Genomic DNA, 15,874 nt, shown 5'->3' with positions numbered 1-15,874 from the left:
ATAGCAGACTGCTGAATAGTTACAAAGTAAAACAATTTGAGGAGTTAGAGAATGAAGAAACTGATGGAACAGATGGCGGAAGAACTTTCCGCAGCATTTGAAAAAGCAGGATACGATCCGTCCTACGGAAAGGTAACCGTATCCAACAGACCGGACCTTTGCGAATTTCAGTGCAATGGTGCCATGGCGGGTGCAAAAGCATATAAAAAAGCGCCATTTATGATTGCAGATGATGTAGTAGCTTATTTAAAAGACAGCCAGGTTTTCTCTATGGCAGAAGTTGTAAAACCAGGATTCATCAACCTGAAAGTAAAAGGTGAATTTCTTGCAGACTATTTAAAAGAAATGGCAGCAGATGAGAAACTTTCCGTATCTGCAGCAAAAGAGCCAAAGACAATTATCATTGATTACGGCGGACCAAACGTTGCAAAACCTCTCCATGTAGGTCATCTCCGCTCTGCAATCATCGGAGAAAGTATTAAAAGAATCGGCCGTTTTGTAGGTCATAAAGTGATCGGTGATGTACATCTTGGAGACTGGGGTCTGCAGATGGGACTTATCATCACAGAACTGAGACACAGAAAACCAGAGCTTGTCTACTTTGATGATTCTTATACAGGAGAATATCCGGAAGAAGCACCATTTACAATCAGCGAGCTGGAAGAGATTTATCCTTGCGCAAGTGGCAAGTCCAAAGAGGACGAGGCATACAGAAATGAGGCACTGGAGGCAACTCATCTTCTTCAGCAGGGCAAACCGGGATATATGGCTCTCTGGAATCATATCATGAATGTATCTGTTACAGACCTGAAACGCAACTATGACAAGTTAAATGTTTCTTTCGACCTCTGGAAAAAAGAATCTGATGCCCAGCCATATATTCCTGGAATGGTTGAAGAGATGAAAGAAAAAGGATTTGCCTATGTAGATCAGGGTGCTCTTGTAGTAGATGTAAAAGAAGAAAACGATACAAAAGAGATTCCGCCATGTATGCTTTTAAAATCAGACGGTGCTTCTCTTTATACAACTACAGACCTTGCAACGATCGTTGAGCGTATGAAACTGTTCAACCCGGATGAGATTTTATATGTAGTTGATAAACGTCAGGAACTTCATTTCATTCAGGTATTCCGTTGCGCAAGAAAGACAGGTCTTGTAAATGATGATACAAAGCTTTCTTTCCTTGGATTTGGAACAATGAATGGCAAAGACGGCAAACCGTTTAAGACAAGAGAGGGCGGCGTTATGCGTCTGGAAACTCTTATCAAAGACATCAATGAAGAGATGTTTACCAAGATCGTTGAAAACCGCAGCGTAAAGGATAAAGATGCAAGAGAGACTGCTGAGATCGTAGGACTTTCTGCGATTAAATATGGTGATCTTTCCAACCAGGCTACCAAGGATTACATTTTTGATATTGACAGATTTACTTCATTTGAAGGAAATACAGGTCCGTATATTCTTTATACGATCGTTCGTATCAAATCTATCCTGAACCGTTTTACAGAAGAAGGCGGTGACCTTGATGCAGGTGCAATCCTTGACCCTGTAAACGACAGCCAGAAGAATCTGATGCTTCAGCTGACAGGATTCGGCGCAATTGTAGAGAATGCTTTCGAAGAAAAAGCACCACATAAGATCTGTGCATATATTTACGAAGTATCCAATGCATTTAACAGCTTCTACCACGAGACAAAGATTCTCAGTGAAGAAAACGAAGCACAGAAAGCTTCTTTCATTCAGCTGCTGAAACTCACAAAGAAAGTTCTGGAAACATGCATCGATCTTCTTGGATTCTCTGCACCGGACAGAATGTAAAGAGATATCAGTCGATTAAAATTAAGCAGATATTCGAATCTGCTTTAAAAACCGAAACATTAGAGGACAGTATACAAATATTGTACTGTCCTCTGTTTGTTACTGTTCACTGGTAATATCCCGCGAGGTGTTTTGTGTGAGCGAAGGTCACAGAAAACCCGAGACATACCGCGCGAATTTATGCGATTAGCATAAATTCTGTGCATCGCGAAGCGTGTTGCTGTGAACGGAGTGAACAGTAACCTCTGTTTATATTAATGTTCTGAATATAAAAACAGGGCTTTTCAAAAAGAACGAGATGTGCTATTCTATATTTATCTGTTAGCGGTGAAGTTCTTTCATCGTATTTTTCCAATTTTTAAATTTAACCGAATCAAGTAAGTTCCCTGCTTCAATTGCGAATATCCGATTGACTGTAGAATCATGCAACGAAAGTGGATGATTTTATCTGTTTGATAACTGAATAAGGAGGTGCGCCGGTGAATTTATCTGGAACTGTATTAAAAGGGCGTTATTGTATTCTGGAGCCTCTTGGAAAAGGCGGTGGTGGGAAAGTCTATCTTGCCAGAGACCTGGAACTGGGAGTATTGTGGGCGGTAAAAGAAATCCCTGTTTCCGGCAGAAATGAAGCCAGAATGCTTTTGAAGTTGTCTCATCCATCTCTTCCAAAGATGGTAGATTATATAGAAGATGATCAGAAATGTTATCTTGTTATGGAATATGTAAAAGGAAAATCTCTGGGTGAATATATACGAAGCGGGGAACGATTTTCCATAAAAGAGATTATCAAATATGGAATAGAGATTACAGAAATATTTGTATATTTTCATAACCAAAAACCACCGGTATACTATGGTGATCTGAAACCTGATAATCTGATGCTTGGTGAAAACGGCAGATTGTATCTGATCGATCTGGGTGGCGCGGTGAATGGCTATAAATATCAGCATAAAGTATGTACAGGCACAAATGGATTTGCAGCGCCGGAACAGTATGAAGGCAGGATCAATGCGGCAACGGATATCTATACATTTGGAAAAACACTATCTGCCCTGTGTCAAAAATCTGATTTTTTGCTGTTTATACAAAATATGTCACTGTTCTGTCTTATTTTTCGATGTTGTCAGAAAAAGCCGGAAATGCGTTTTCAGAATATGGAGACTGTACAGAAGAAATTAAGCAGAATTCAAAAGAGACAAAGTCAGAGCAAGATAAAAAATATTCTGGCCTTGTCAGGAAGCAGTATTGCATTTGCCATGATCATGATATTTCTTTTATTTGGCTCGAGGTTGGTGTCTGGTTCAAAATCAGATGATTTTTATGAAAAACTGACGGCAATTACTGATCTGTATTATCAGGAAGATTTTCAAAATGGCAGCAGCAAGGTCAAAAAGAAAATATGTGAACAGGCAGACAGAAGGTTAAGAAAATTACAGGGAAAATATACTAAGAAAGAAGAAACCCGAAAAATATTACAGCTTCTTGCGACAAACAGTGAATATCAGGAGAGTTATGAAGATGTCAGGCTATATTATGAACAGATGCTTCATTATGATGAGGCTTATAGAGCCGGATACGGTGAATACGGAATGTTTCTGCTGCGCACCGGACAACAGAAAGCCAGTCAGACACTATGGAGAGAATATGAGTCAAAAGAAGCAATATTGGATAATACAGACAGCAGAAATCTGGAATTATGGAAAACGGAGATGATCAGAATTGAAGAAAAATCATAAATATTTTTTAATGATAGCATCAGTATTTTTGTGTTTGTGTCTGACTGCAACAATCTCTGCCATGCAGATGGGAGGATTTGACATTGATGTGGGAAATGGAGAAAACAGTAGCTGGCAATGGCAGGAAGAACAGTGGTGGAATCAGAGCAGCTGGGAGAATACGTGGGAAAACAGCTGGCAGACGGATAGCAGCACAACAGAAAATACAACTCAGAATAGCCATGTACAGGATAATGAATATCAGTATAATAATGGTACAGGAAACGGAACACAGGATAATATGCAGGACAGTACACAGCCATGGGACAACAACCCGCAGCAGAATAATATTGGAGGGAATGGCAATACTCAATGGGATAACAACTCTCAGCAGAATAATAATTTTCAAGGTAACAATAGTATCCAAGGCGATAATTCACAGTGGAATAGTCAATATCAAATAGATAACAATACACAAAACATATCTCAGACAGATAACGGACTTACTGTTAAAAGACCAGAAGAAATCTCGCCAACGTCAACATCAACACCGATACCGACGCCCAAGCCTGCCAAACACCAGAAGCCAACAAAAACGCCAAAACCAACCCGTATACCGACACCTAAATCAGTAAAGAAAAATAAGAGAACACAAAATAGCACAAAGAAGGAAAGCAAGAACGCAGGTGACTTTAAAAATTCTAAAAATGAAGATGTTCAGGTGTATACAGGTAAATATGCACATACAAAAAATGAACCTGTAGAATTTCAATGTATACAAACCCCAGACAATTCCCATACTCCGCAAATCAAGATAGTATCTCAGGGTTCTGTTCAGATTCTTTCCGTTCGATTTAATGGAATGGAGTGTCCCTGGTATTGGGAAGAGGATAAAATCATCCTGGATATAAAGAAAGATGCTAAGATAAACAAAATAGAATTACTTGTTATTTCTCAGGGAGGGAGACTGATAAAAATGAATTCCTGAATTTTTTCCTCATAGACGTGTCAGAAAAACAATGATATAATCTACCATATTATATCGATATTTACTGAAACAGGAGGAAAACATGTACAAAGTTATTTTGTTTGATTTAGATGGAACATTGACAGAATCCGGAGAGGGTATTACCAAATCTGTCCAGTATGCGCTGGAGAGAATCGGAAAACCGGAAGCTGATCTTGAGAAGTTGAAAGTTTTTGTAGGGCCACCGCTTACGGAGATGTTTATGAAATATGCGCAGGTTGATGAGGAGACTGCAAAGAAAGCAGTAGAAATTTACAGGGAACGCTACTCCGTAACAGGAATCTTCGAGAATGCCGTATATCCTGGAATCGAAGATATGCTGGCACAGTTAAAGAAAAAGGGATATATTCTTGCAGTTGCCTCTTCTAAGCCGGAACTATATGTAAGACAGATTCTGGATCATTTCGGGCTTACCCAGTATTTCACAGAAATTGGCGGAAGTGAGATGGATGGTCGCAGAACTAATAAAACAGAAGTCATTGAGGATGTTCTTTGCCGCCTTAATATGGACAAACACAGAGAACAGGTAATCATGATCGGTGATAAAGAACATGACGTATATGGAGCGCGCAAGGCAGGACTGGAATGTATCGCTGTTTCTTTCGGATATGGAACAAAAGAAGAACTTACCAATGCAGAACCTCTGAAAATCGTTGATTCTGCGGAAGAAATTGTAAATTTTTTCGCCTGAGCCCTCTGCGAAAACAAAGTATTGTTTCTAAAATCTGGAGGGCAGGATATCCCGTAGGAATTCATTTTCTGATTTCGCAGATCGTTGCAGGAACTGCGCTGGCTGTTTTTGCAAGGATATCTGCGAATGCCGCGGAAACCTATTATAATTATACAATTTTCCTTACAGGACTGACAGGAATCCTGGCGATGATATCTGCATTGATTTTTTATCACAGAGATAAGGTAAGAAGAATTGCGGGCGGATTGATACCTGTACAGAAAAAAGTCAGGCTTTCTTTGCCACAGATACTTCTTTTGCTTCTGGCAGGAGCAGGACTGGCGCAGTATGGAAACTTTCTTATGGCAATGTTGCAGTCATTTATCAGCAGCACAACTTATCAGGATAGCATGACCAGGATTACAGAGGGAAAATCCCTTCTTATGATGATTTTCTGGATGGGAATTGTTGCACCGGCAGCAGAGGAAATGATTTTCAGGTGGCTGATCTATCTGCGTTTGCGTGACTGGCTTAAAATGCCTGTGGCAGCAGTGATATCGGGACTGATATTTGGCATTTATCATGGAAACATTGTGCAGGGAATTTATGCAAGTATTCTGGGAACTGCATTTGCATATATTCTGGAAATGAGCGGGAATATCTACAGTAGTATGCTGCTTCATATGGGAGCTAACATCTGGTCGCTGCTGATTACAGAATATGCACTGGATCTGTTTTCGACAAAGTATGGCATGCAGATTTTGATACTGATTTATCTGATTCTGCTATTTAGCGTAGTATATTGCTTTATTCATTTTGAGAAAATGAGCAGCACACGGGAAAAGAAGAGAATGATATGAGTATTAACCGGACGTAAGAGAGATTTCACTTTAAAAATAGATTTTACAGCCGACAGAGTGAAAATAGAACAATAATAGTATGTGGATTGACAGGAGAAAAGAATGGGGAAAGCGATACGTCTCGACAAATTCCTTGCAGATGCAGGAAGCGGCACAAGAAGTGAGGTAAAAAAATATATTCAAAAGGGAAAAGTTCAGGTCAACGGTATAACAGCAAAGAAGCCAGAACTAAAGGTCAGTGAAACAGACGAAGTAATTCTGGATGGAACGGTAGTCTCCAAAGCGCCGGAGTTTGTTTACTATCTTCTGCATAAACCCGCAGGTTATGTCAGTGCAACAGAAGACAAGTGTGACAGAACAGTAATGGAGCTGGTTCCGTCAGACAGAAAAGGTCTGTTCCCGGTAGGAAGACTGGATAAAGACACAGAAGGTCTGCTTCTGATCACAGATGACGGAGCACTGGCACATGAACTTCTTTCTCCGAAGAAACACGTGGACAAAACTTATTATGCTGTCACAGACGGATGCATGACAGATGAGGATGTACAGCAATTTGCACAGGGACTTGAAATTGGAGAAAAAAATCCAACTATGCCCGCAAAACTTGAAATCCTCAGCACAAGAAAAGCTGAAGATACAGAATTGGAACAATATCCGTCCGGCTGGGTTTCAGAAATCCAGCTTACTATCAAAGAGGGTAAGTTCCATCAGGTTAAACGAATGACTGAGGCAGTGGGAAAAAAAGTTACTTATCTGAAAAGAATTTCCATGGGTGTTTTGAGCCTGCCGGATGACTTGGACATAGGCGAATGCCGCCAGTTAACGGTCGAAGAAGAGAAAAAACTAAAAGACAGTGTTGCGGCAAAATAATAGAAAATTTGCAAAAAACCCTCTTTACATGGAGGGTTTTTGTATGCTATACTACAGAAGTTGCGAGTCATGCGCATCTATTGCGTGTGCAAAATATACACGTTCGGAGATTCCCGCGGATGGTGCCCTGCGGTGTGAGGCTGGGTCCCCAGGAAAAAGAACCGGGCGGAAGAAATTAACCAAAAAGGAGAACAAACATGAGCGTTATTTCAATGAAACAGCTTTTAGAAGCAGGCGTACATTTCGGACATCAGACAAGAAGATGGAACCCTAAAATGGCTCCATACATCTACACAGAGAGAAACGGTATCTACATCATCGACTTACAGCAGTCTGTAGGTATGGTTGACGATGCTTACAATGCAATCGCTGATATCGTAGCAGACGGCGGAAGCATCTTATTCGTAGGAACAAAGAAACAGGCTCAGGATGCTATCAAAACAGAAGCAGAGCGTTGCGGACAGTTCTATGTAAACGAGAGATGGTTAGGTGGTATGCTTACAAACTTCAAAACTATCCAGAGCCGTATTGCAAGACTGAAACAGATCGAAGCTATGGAAGCTGATGGAACATTTGACGTTCTTCCTAAAAAAGAAGTTATCGAACTGAAAAAAGAACTCGTTAAGTTACAGAAAAACTTAGGTGGTATCAAAGAAATGAAGAGACTTCCGGATGCAATCTTCATCGTAGATCCTAAGAAAGAAAGAATCTGCGTACAGGAAGCTCATACATTAGGAATCCCGCTTATCGGTATCTGTGATACTAACTGCGATCCAGAAGAACTGGATTATGTAATCCCAGGTAACGATGACGCTATCCGTGCAGTAAAATTAATCGTTTCCAAAATGGCAGACGCTGTTATCGAAGCAAAACAGGGTACTACAGATGTAGACGGTGAAATCGAATCTGAATCTGAAGAGTTCGCAGCTACAGAAGAATAATTTTTTGAACCAGTACAGGAAAGCTGACAGGCTTTCCTGTCATTGAAAAGGAAAAGCCCCTCCGGGCGATTTACGAATATTATTCAGGAGGAAAATGAAATGGCTATCACAGCAGCACAGGTAAAAGAATTAAGAGAAATGACCGGCGCCGGAATGATGGATTGTAAGAAAGCTCTTACAGCTACAGAAGGTGATATGGATAAAGCAGTAGAATTCCTTCGCGAGAAAGGTCTTGCTACAGCACAGAAGAAAGCAAGCCGTGTAGCAGCAGAAGGTCTTTGCAAAACTTTAGTTTCTGAAGACGGAAAGAAAGCAGTTGTTGTAGAAGTTAACGCTGAGACAGACTTCGTAGCTAAGAATGAGAAATTCCAGAACTACGTAGCAGATGTTGCAGCTCAGGCTATGAACACAACAGCAGCAGATATCGACGCTTTCCTTGCAGAAGCATGGGCACTTGACACAACTAAGACTGTTAAAGAAGCTCTTGCAGCTCAGATCGCAGTTATCGGCGAGAACATGAACATCAGAAGATTTGCTCAGGTTACAGAAGAGAACGGTTTCGTTGCTTCTTACACACATATGGGCGGTAAGATCGGTGTTCTTGTAGATGTTGAAACAGACGTAGTTAATGACGCTGTTAAAGAAATGGCTAAGAACGTTGCAATGCAGATTGCAGCTCTGAAACCACAGTACACAAGCGACAGCGAAGTAAGCGCAGAATACATTGAGCATGAGAAAGAAATCCTTATGGCTCAGATCCAGAACGATCCGAAAGAATCCCAGAAACCGGCTAAGGTTATCAAAGGAATGATCACAGGACGTATCAAAAAAGAGCTTAAAGAAATCTGCCTTCTTGACCAGACATACGTTAAAGCTGAAGATGGAAAACAGTCTGTAGCTAAATACGTAGAGCAGGTTGCTAAAGAAAACGGCGCTAAGATTGCAATCAAAGGTTTCGTACGTTACGAGACAGGTGATGGTATCGAAAAGAAAGAAGAGAACTTCGCAGAAGAAGTTGCAAAACAGATGGGAAACTAATTTATCAATCGTAGGACTGGTAAAAAGCGAATTAAATAGCGTATTTAAGCGGTTTCTAGCTATTTTGACAAGTGTTATAAACTACTGTAAAATCTCACAAAATATCGTGCTATTTTGGGTACAGATTGGGTAGGGTATTGGGTAAAGAAATTTACCCAACCTCTTAACGAGGAATTTGTTTGTTGTTTAAAATAGAAAGGGAACGCTGTGAGTGATGAGAGTATATTGCGGAAGTGATATGCTCTCATTTTTTAGAATATTAAAAAGTTGACTTTGAAAAGAATAGATTGGGAGTGACATTAATAGTGAAAAGGATAATAGCAGAAATAATATTTTGGATAGTAAATATCGTATTGATTATAATGTCTTTTATGACGGATAGACCTTTGGCATCATTTGTTACTACGATTATTTGTAGTACACCAATGAATCCTTTGTTATTAAATCGTATACAAAGAAAAATTGATGGCAATAAATTTGATTTTTGGTATTTATTAAAATTGATATTACCATTTTTCACGATTATGTTTGTCTTGTACATTTGTGCTGTGTTTTCCTTAAAAAATAATGCGATACTCAGAGGAATGGAAGATATTAAAGCGTTCATGAGTATTACAATGTATTTATTATTTATAGTGGTGTTATTTTTTTATCGTAAAAATGATAAAAGTAAAAAATATATTGTGTTTGGTGTGTTTTATATTCTTTGCGTTGCTTTAAACTTTTGTTCTGAATCAATGGTGAATATGATAGTATCTTTTTTGAATAGAGTTTCAACACAAAATATATGCTTAGAGTCGTATGAGATGTTATATTTCAATGTATTAACACCAATTAAAGAGGCAATACTTACATATATTATTTTTGATGTAGTGTTTGAAAAAAAAGAGAAGAAAATATTTTCGGTGGATGTAATAGATAAACAATCATTAAAAAAGGAAAATTATGAAATTATTGTGCAGAAATAATTTGAAAGAAAATCTCACAACAGAATAAAGTGCTTGGAAATATTGAAAAGTTCGTTTGAAATCAAGGTTTACAGACATTTTTCTTCAAAGAAAAGGTATCGTAGAATACCGCAAAATATCGTAACAGATTTTTAGAATGGAGTAAAGATTGAAAGAAAATGGAGTAAATATTTCAAAGATGTAATGAGAAATGGCGTAGGTAGTGGAAACATTATTTGCGTCATTTCTCATTTGTAAAATTAAGGGCGGTTTTATTGAATTTGTGATAAAATAGAAAAAACATCTTGACTCTCTAGTAACGTAACGGTTTACGATGAAAGGGAAAGGAGGACTTATGAAAACAGTTAAAGAAGTATCAGAATTGACTGGAATTAGCATAAGAACATTACGATATTATGATGAAATTGATTTGTTAAAACCTGCTAAAGTAACAGAAGCAGGATACCGTTTATATGATGAAAGCTCATTGAAAAAATTACGTCAGATTATGTTTTTTCGAGAACTGGAAGTTCCATTGTCAGAAATAAAAGCAATTATGAAGAATTCTGAAAGTGATAATCGTAAGATTCTTGAAACACAGAAAATGATGCTAGAAATGAAACGGAATCGTTTGAATGGTATTATCGAATTGATTTCTGATGTGTTGAAAGGAGAGGACAAGATGAGTTTTGAAACATTTAATAAAGATGATATTCAAAAAATAATACAACATTCTTTAAAAATTATGAGTGAAGAAGACAAGAAAATAATTATCGAGCATTATGGAGATATTGAGAAGTTTAAAGAATCTGTTGCGGAAGGCTTTAAAGATGAAAAGGCATGTGAGCATTTAATTAAGATATATGGAAGTAAAGAAAAAGCAGTAGAAGCAAGTCTGAAGTCAACAGGAACTAGAGAAGAAGTTACAGAGCAAAAAAATGAGATGGACTTGATTTATAAACAGTTTGCTTGTGCAATGGAAAATTCAGATGAAGATATGTCAATGAAAGCAGTAAAAAGATTGGGGAAAAGTTGTAAAAATCTTTTTAAAATGGATAATGCAAGAGTATTATTATTAGAAATGGCTAAAGATTATTTGAATCATTCTCAGTTGGAAGAAGACACAGATAAACAATACGGAAAAGGTGTTACAAAATACATTGGTTCAGCGATATATCGGTATTATGGTGTAGAAAACTTAGAATAAACAGATGTTACCAAAATGGAAACACAGGAAATACATACTGGTACTTTTATTTTGGGTTCTATCGTTATATGATGTGAATGAAAGAGAGGTATGGAGTATGGCATTAAATGATAACATCAAAAAATTCAGAGAAGAAAAAAATCTCACTCAGCAACAACTTGCAGATAAGTTATATGTTTCAAGGCAGACAGTTTGTCGTTGGGAAAATGGTTCAAGATGTCCAGATTTGATTACGGCAAAAAAACTGGCGTTAGAACTAGATGTAAGTATGGACGAACTTATATCAGATGAAGATGTAAATGATATGCAAGTAAATTATGGAATATGGAAATCTGAAAGAATAAAAGAGAAAAAGCATTTACAGACACTTCAAAAAAAAATATTAGACTTTATACAAATTGTGGGAGCTGTATTTTTAGCAATCACGATTTTGTTACGAGTGCAATTAGATATGAGAGTACCTGGATGGTGTACAATCATTTGCTTTATTATTGTAGCGGTAGCATTTCTTTGTAATTTCATAGTTTCTAAAAAGTTGAGAGAAATGTAGTGAGGTCAAGGAACAAGGCGAAGCCGATACGCCGTAGGGCAGTCCTTGACAGAACGGACACAGCTAACAGCACCATGATACAGCAGAGGACTTGAAAGGTCGGAAACCTTGCAAGTCCTCTTGTTTGTTACTGGGCGTTATGTTTTAAGTAAAGTGCTTCTTTCATCAGTTCTTTTTCAAATGCTTTTATGTGACCGCTCTGTATTCCATTGTCGATATAAAAACAATCGTCAGCCTGTGAGTAGGACAGCGTGGTAACTTTCGGTTCATAAGTCTTTGTATCAATTCCATAATAATAGACGGTGGCAGTCGAAAGTTCCACATTGATACTGTCAAAATCTCTTGTAAAAACGCTGTGCCTGTCTGCGTGGAAAAAATCAGACGGACATTCGTAGAACTCGGAACTATCTTCTCTTAAAAATAAAGGCAGTATATGTACTTCATTTCCGCTTCGGTTGACAAGGACATAAAAGCGTGGAATGAGGGCGGAATACTGTGTTTTCATTGCGATATACATATCATCTAAATCATCAAGAAGATACTCGGAGCAGGAGTTGTTGTAAAAGACGTATTGCAGGGCAGTATCATATTTTTGAGCATTTTCCATAGGTACATTTTCCCCGTAAAGCCAACGCAAATCTACATCTAAAGAGTCGGCAATCAGTTCTAGTTTGTCGGCTTTCGGATTGTACTGTCCCGAAAGATAGGAACTGAACGCTCCTTTGCTGATACCAGTATCTTTGACTATATCTACTTGTTTTTTGTTTTTTGCTTTCATGGCAAATTTAATCCGTTCTGCGATTGTATTCATCTGAAAACCCTCTCTTTCCATATCCTGTTATAACTTTTCATATCTTATCGTCTAAGGACACTATACCACAAGTTCAGAAAAAAGAAAACAAAAAGTTTATAAAAAACTAAACTCCCTATTGCAAAACGAATGTGTCTGTGCTAATATACAATTAAGTTCAGAAATAACTGAACTTAAAACAACGTCGTAATAGGAAAATGAAAATATGAGAAACTGACCTATCGGTTCAACGGGGAGAAAGGAACGTGTATGCAGATTACATTGACAAAAGAACAGGTAAAAGAAGCATTTGGAGAACTTCGTTTTATGGGTGCGGATAACTGCTACCGCTATGATAAAGACAGTAAGAAGAAAACAGAGGAAGTGGAAGCCTTAAAACTTCATCTTGGAAGCATGAAACTTGGGAACAGCGTGGATATTCGCTTGGAAGCAACGGAACTTCCGAAGATTGAGCCTTATGCGGTAGTGGAACTGGAAGAACCAGTTTATGCTCCTTATGTGCAGAGAGGGAATTTCCCTGTATTAGTGGAGAAGATTACCTGTAAGGGTATCCACTCTGTTCCAAATAAAAATATGTAGGCAGTCAAAGTTCCTGTCCTCGTTCTGACGTACCAAACGTCAGGTTGAGGGCAGGGCAATGGCAACGCCGTTGCAGATTGGAGGTTTGATAAATTTGGAAGAAAGAAGCGGAAGTTTTCTTCCAGAACTCCCCTACACTAACAGGGGAGTAATACGGCAGAAAGAAGCATTAAGTGCCTTGATAGACTGGTGTCAGATAACCATTAAGGAAGTTCCGTTAGAAGCAGTTATAGAAGATGTGCTGAGAATACCTTTGGAACTTATGACGGTAACAGGCTATGAAAAAGGGATTGCAGGGCATGAGGTTGTGGCAATATTCGATAATATCAAGGTGCTAAAGCCGACAGGACATTCACAGTATCAAGGCTTTCAGATTTTGATGAGTGGGAAAGGCTGTCGCAACTATGAGAATTTTTTACAACTCAATGAGGAAACATGGTTTGATTTCTTAAACAGAGTTTGTCAGTATCACATCAATTTTCCTCGGATTGATTTGGCGATTGACGACAGAAAACCGTATTTGAGTATTCCCGATTTGATTGTACGGACAAAAGAGGGATTGCTTTCTTCAAAGTTACGGGAGATAGATTTTCACGACTCGGGAGAACTGAAAGAGGAAGTGTTTCAGAGTAAAGGTGGAAGTCTTTATCTCGGCAGTTCAGCCAGTAATTTGAGATTGGTATTTTATGAAAAGGGATATGAACAGAATAAAAAGTATGGAACAGAATTAGACGAAAATTGGAACAGATATGAATTGAGATTTCGGCAGGAAATGGCAGTAAGTGTAGTACAGGAATTATTGAGATATAGAGATGTGGCAGGATTGGCAATGGAAGTATTGAACAGCAAAATACGATTTTTAGAAAAGCCGACAGATAGCATGACAACACGAAAAAGACTTTATCCAACCTATCAAGCGTGGGCAGAACTGATGAAAGACATAGGCACGGTCAAACTTACTATGCAACCACAGAAGAAGAGTTTACAAAAGGTGTGGGAGTGGTTGGAAAAGTATGTTGCTCCGTCTTTGAAACTGTTTGCAGAGGTTGGAAAGATAGAGCAGAGAGATTATATTGGTAATCTTGTAGCAAATGGAGAAATGAATATTACACAGAAACAGTTGTATGATGATTACATAAAAGCAAGAAGATTAGAGGAAAGGGGATAATCGTATAGAAAAAGCATTATTAAATTTAAAGGAAGTAAGTGAGTATCTTGGACTTGGAGAAACAAAGACAAGAGAACTCTTGAAAAGTAGAAACTGTCCGTTTTCCATGAAGATTGGGTATCGGTGGTATGCGAACAGACGATTATTAGATACATGGTTAGAGCAACAGACAAAAAGTTATTGAAGTTCTGATTGAAAAGGAGGCGAACTTATAGTAGTATATGGTTAAAATCACAGAAGTTCCCTTTTTATTTATCAAGATATTTGATTGATAGAAAGGGTAGAGATTATGGGTAAAGATTTAAAAGGAAAAGAATTAGGAACAGGTTTACGTCAAAGAAAGGACGGTAGATACGAAGCAAGAGCAAAGATAAACGGAATAGACATTAACTTGTATGACGTTGATTTGAAGAAATTAAAAGTATTGTTTGAAAAGGCAAAGGAAGAAGCAAGAAACAACATTGATATAAAACGTCAGAAAGTAACGCTGAACGAATGGTTTGAGGAATGGTTTACAAATTATAAAATTCCTAACATCAAGGAAACAAGCGTGTTCCCTATGCGTAGCAAATATTATAATACATTTGGAAAAGCAATAGGAGATATGAAAGTGACAGATATACGGAACTTGGATATTCAGCGTGTCATTAACGATATGAATAAACAGGGGAGAGCGTCTTCCAGTATGCGAGATGCTTTAGGCAGAGTTCGGGAGTGTTTGGAGTCTGCAAAGAATAATCGTATTATAGACATCAATCCATGTTTTGAAATCAATGTACCTTGGGAAAATAAAACAGCAGAAAGACGTTTCTTATCAATGGCAGAGCAAACAAGGTTTTTGCAGGAAGTAGAGCATAACTGGTATAAAGAGATGTTTTACATTATGTTTCTAACAGGTATGCGAATTGGAGAAGTTGGTGGTCTGAAATGGGAAGATATAGACTGGAATAAGAAATGTATTAACATTCAAAGGTCTTTATCCTGCCAATATGAAAATGGAGTAAAGACTATGCGACTAACAAAGCCTAAAACACATAATTCATACAGAAGTATTCCGTTTATGGCAGAAACAGAAGAAACTCTGTTATCTCAAAAAGAAAAACAGAACAGGCAGAAAAAAGCCTATGGAAATCGTTGGCGTTCAAGTGGAGAATTTGATAACTTGGTGTTTACCACTTCTTTAGGAAGTCCAGTTATTCGGAATGTAGCAGAAAAAGAAATTAAGAAAGTAGTAAAAGCAATCAATTTTCAAGAAGCAATAGAAGCGGTAAAGGAAAACAGAGAGCCGATAGAATTTAAAGACCTTTATCCTCATGCAATCCGACATACATTTTGTAGCAGGTGCTTTGAAAAAGGAATGGACGCTAAAGTAGTGCAAATGCTAATGGGACATCAGCATTACAGTACAACGATTGACATATATACTCATGTGACAGAAACAAAATTTGAAGAAGAAATAGCAAAGTTTGGTAGCGTGAGTGAAAAACAGAAAGTTCAGAAAAATAAAAACTCTACCCAGTGTGCATAAAAGAGTACCCAACATAGCAAAATAAGAGAAATTTGCTTTCAACGGGAATGAAAAGTTTCTACCCAAAGGGAAATTAGGTAAAATGGAAGAGCAGAATTGAGGAAAGCGTAGAAAGCCTTATAAAATGGGCATTTGAGAAAACAGT

Annotated in this window: 16 protein-coding genes; 15 read left to right on the top strand and 1 reads right to left on the bottom strand. The window is 38.0% G+C overall.

Annotated features, from left to right (window positions below):
• Window positions 1-51: 51 nt before the first annotated feature.
• The 11 genes from argS to WKT11_RS11750 all read left to right on the top strand — a co-directional run bounded on the left by argS (window position 52) and on the right by WKT11_RS11750 (window position 11,643).
• Window positions 52-1,818 carry an arginine--tRNA ligase gene (argS, locus tag WKT11_RS11800; RefSeq protein ID WP_117844294.1) on the top strand — a complete coding sequence of 589 codons (1,767 nt, stop codon included), beginning with the start codon at window positions 52-54 and terminating at the stop codon, window positions 1,816-1,818.
• A 479-nt stretch (window positions 1,819-2,297) separates the two neighbouring features.
• Entirely contained in the window at window positions 2,298-3,554 is a 1,257-nt protein-coding gene (locus WKT11_RS11795) for a serine/threonine protein kinase (protein ID WP_118137481.1), read from the top strand.
• Between the two features lie 10 nt (window positions 3,555-3,564).
• Entirely contained in the window at window positions 3,565-4,521 is a 957-nt protein-coding gene (locus WKT11_RS11790) for a hypothetical protein (protein WP_118137523.1), read from the top strand.
• An 82-nt stretch (window positions 4,522-4,603) separates the two neighbouring features.
• Window positions 4,604-5,251 (top strand): HAD family hydrolase, encoded by a 648-nt coding sequence (locus WKT11_RS11785; protein ID WP_117675406.1) that lies wholly within the window; start codon window positions 4,604-4,606, stop codon window positions 5,249-5,251.
• Window positions 5,252-5,439: 188 nt separating this feature from the next.
• The gene (locus tag WKT11_RS11780; protein ID WP_118137479.1) at window positions 5,440-6,090 is read left to right on the top strand and encodes a CPBP family intramembrane glutamic endopeptidase; all 651 of its coding nucleotides are present in this window, start codon (window positions 5,440-5,442) and stop codon (window positions 6,088-6,090) included.
• Between the two features lie 102 nt (window positions 6,091-6,192).
• Window positions 6,193-6,960 (top strand): pseudouridine synthase, encoded by a 768-nt coding sequence (locus WKT11_RS11775; protein WP_117675402.1) that lies wholly within the window; start codon window positions 6,193-6,195, stop codon window positions 6,958-6,960.
• A gap of 197 nt (window positions 6,961-7,157) precedes the next feature.
• Window positions 7,158-7,901 carry a 30S ribosomal protein S2 gene (rpsB, locus tag WKT11_RS11770; protein ID WP_118137477.1) on the top strand — a complete coding sequence of 248 codons (744 nt, stop codon included), beginning with the start codon at window positions 7,158-7,160 and terminating at the stop codon, window positions 7,899-7,901.
• Window positions 7,902-8,000: 99 nt separating this feature from the next.
• Window positions 8,001-8,939, top strand: coding sequence for a translation elongation factor Ts (gene tsf / locus WKT11_RS11765; RefSeq protein WP_340284452.1), 939 nt, complete (start codon window positions 8,001-8,003; stop codon window positions 8,937-8,939).
• A 305-nt stretch (window positions 8,940-9,244) separates the two neighbouring features.
• Window positions 9,245-9,907, top strand: coding sequence for a hypothetical protein (locus tag WKT11_RS11760; protein WP_340284450.1), 663 nt, complete (start codon window positions 9,245-9,247; stop codon window positions 9,905-9,907).
• 334 nt (window positions 9,908-10,241) lie between these two features.
• The gene (locus WKT11_RS11755) at window positions 10,242-11,093 is read left to right on the top strand and encodes a MerR family transcriptional regulator (protein WP_117675395.1); all 852 of its coding nucleotides are present in this window, start codon (window positions 10,242-10,244) and stop codon (window positions 11,091-11,093) included.
• A gap of 97 nt (window positions 11,094-11,190) precedes the next feature.
• Window positions 11,191-11,643, top strand: a complete 453-nt coding sequence (locus WKT11_RS11750; protein ID WP_117675393.1) for a helix-turn-helix domain-containing protein — start codon at window positions 11,191-11,193, stop codon at window positions 11,641-11,643.
• A 127-nt stretch (window positions 11,644-11,770) separates the two neighbouring features.
• Here WKT11_RS11750 and WKT11_RS11745 read toward each other — a convergent pair whose 3' ends face one another.
• The gene (locus WKT11_RS11745; RefSeq protein WP_117675391.1) at window positions 11,771-12,454 is read right to left on the bottom strand and encodes a helix-turn-helix domain-containing protein; all 684 of its coding nucleotides are present in this window, start codon (window positions 12,452-12,454) and stop codon (window positions 11,771-11,773) included.
• 249 nt (window positions 12,455-12,703) lie between these two features.
• On the opposite strand from WKT11_RS11745, the gene WKT11_RS11740 reads away from it, so the two are divergent.
• The 4 genes from WKT11_RS11740 (at window position 12,704) to WKT11_RS11725 (ending at window position 15,729) form a co-directional block, all read left to right on the top strand.
• Window positions 12,704-13,033: a hypothetical protein gene (locus WKT11_RS11740; protein ID WP_117495356.1), complete on the top strand. Its 330-nt coding sequence runs from the start codon at window positions 12,704-12,706 to the stop codon at window positions 13,031-13,033.
• 58 nt (window positions 13,034-13,091) lie between these two features.
• Entirely contained in the window at window positions 13,092-14,201 is a 1,110-nt protein-coding gene (locus tag WKT11_RS11735) for a replication initiation factor domain-containing protein (RefSeq protein WP_181977672.1), read from the top strand.
• 4 nt (window positions 14,202-14,205) lie between these two features.
• A complete protein-coding gene (locus WKT11_RS11730; protein WP_084414526.1) occupies window positions 14,206-14,385 on the top strand; it encodes an excisionase in 180 nt (59 codons plus the stop codon).
• Window positions 14,386-14,490: 105 nt separating this feature from the next.
• Window positions 14,491-15,729 (top strand): tyrosine-type recombinase/integrase, encoded by a 1,239-nt coding sequence (locus WKT11_RS11725; protein WP_117675389.1) that lies wholly within the window; start codon window positions 14,491-14,493, stop codon window positions 15,727-15,729.
• Window positions 15,730-15,874: the final 145 nt, after the last annotated feature.

Origin of the sequence: Blautia sp. HCN-1074, assembly GCF_037890165.1 — a bacterium.
GTDB lineage: Bacteria > Bacillota > Clostridia > Lachnospirales > Lachnospiraceae > Blautia_A.
Note: the sequence above shows the minus strand (reverse complement) of the source record. Positions and strands in the feature narration are given on the sequence as shown.

Bases quoted from the DNA above. Each gene is read 5' to 3' on its own strand.
- argS (WP_117844294.1), top strand. From the start codon at position 52: ATGAAGAAACTGATGGAACAGATGGCGGAAGAACTTTCCGCAGCATTT.
- WKT11_RS11790 (WP_118137523.1), top strand. From the start codon at position 3,565: ATGATAGCATCAGTATTTTTGTGTTTGTGTCTGACTGCAACAATCTCT.
- WKT11_RS11785 (WP_117675406.1), top strand. From the start codon at position 4,604: ATGTACAAAGTTATTTTGTTTGATTTAGATGGAACATTGACAGAATCC.
- WKT11_RS11780 (WP_118137479.1), top strand. From the start codon at position 5,440: ATGATATCTGCATTGATTTTTTATCACAGAGATAAGGTAAGAAGAATT.
- WKT11_RS11775 (WP_117675402.1), top strand. From the start codon at position 6,193: ATGGGGAAAGCGATACGTCTCGACAAATTCCTTGCAGATGCAGGAAGC.
- rpsB (WP_118137477.1), top strand. From the start codon at position 7,158: ATGAGCGTTATTTCAATGAAACAGCTTTTAGAAGCAGGCGTACATTTC.
- tsf (WP_340284452.1), top strand. From the start codon at position 8,001: ATGGCTATCACAGCAGCACAGGTAAAAGAATTAAGAGAAATGACCGGC.
- WKT11_RS11755 (WP_117675395.1), top strand. From the start codon at position 10,242: ATGAAAACAGTTAAAGAAGTATCAGAATTGACTGGAATTAGCATAAGA.
- WKT11_RS11750 (WP_117675393.1), top strand. From the start codon at position 11,191: ATGGCATTAAATGATAACATCAAAAAATTCAGAGAAGAAAAAAATCTC.
- WKT11_RS11745 (WP_117675391.1), bottom strand. From the start codon at position 12,454: ATGAATACAATCGCAGAACGGATTAAATTTGCCATGAAAGCAAAAAAC.
- WKT11_RS11740 (WP_117495356.1), top strand. From the start codon at position 12,704: ATGCAGATTACATTGACAAAAGAACAGGTAAAAGAAGCATTTGGAGAA.
- WKT11_RS11735 (WP_181977672.1), top strand. From the start codon at position 13,092: ATGGCAACGCCGTTGCAGATTGGAGGTTTGATAAATTTGGAAGAAAGA.
- WKT11_RS11725 (WP_117675389.1), top strand. From the start codon at position 14,491: ATGGGTAAAGATTTAAAAGGAAAAGAATTAGGAACAGGTTTACGTCAA.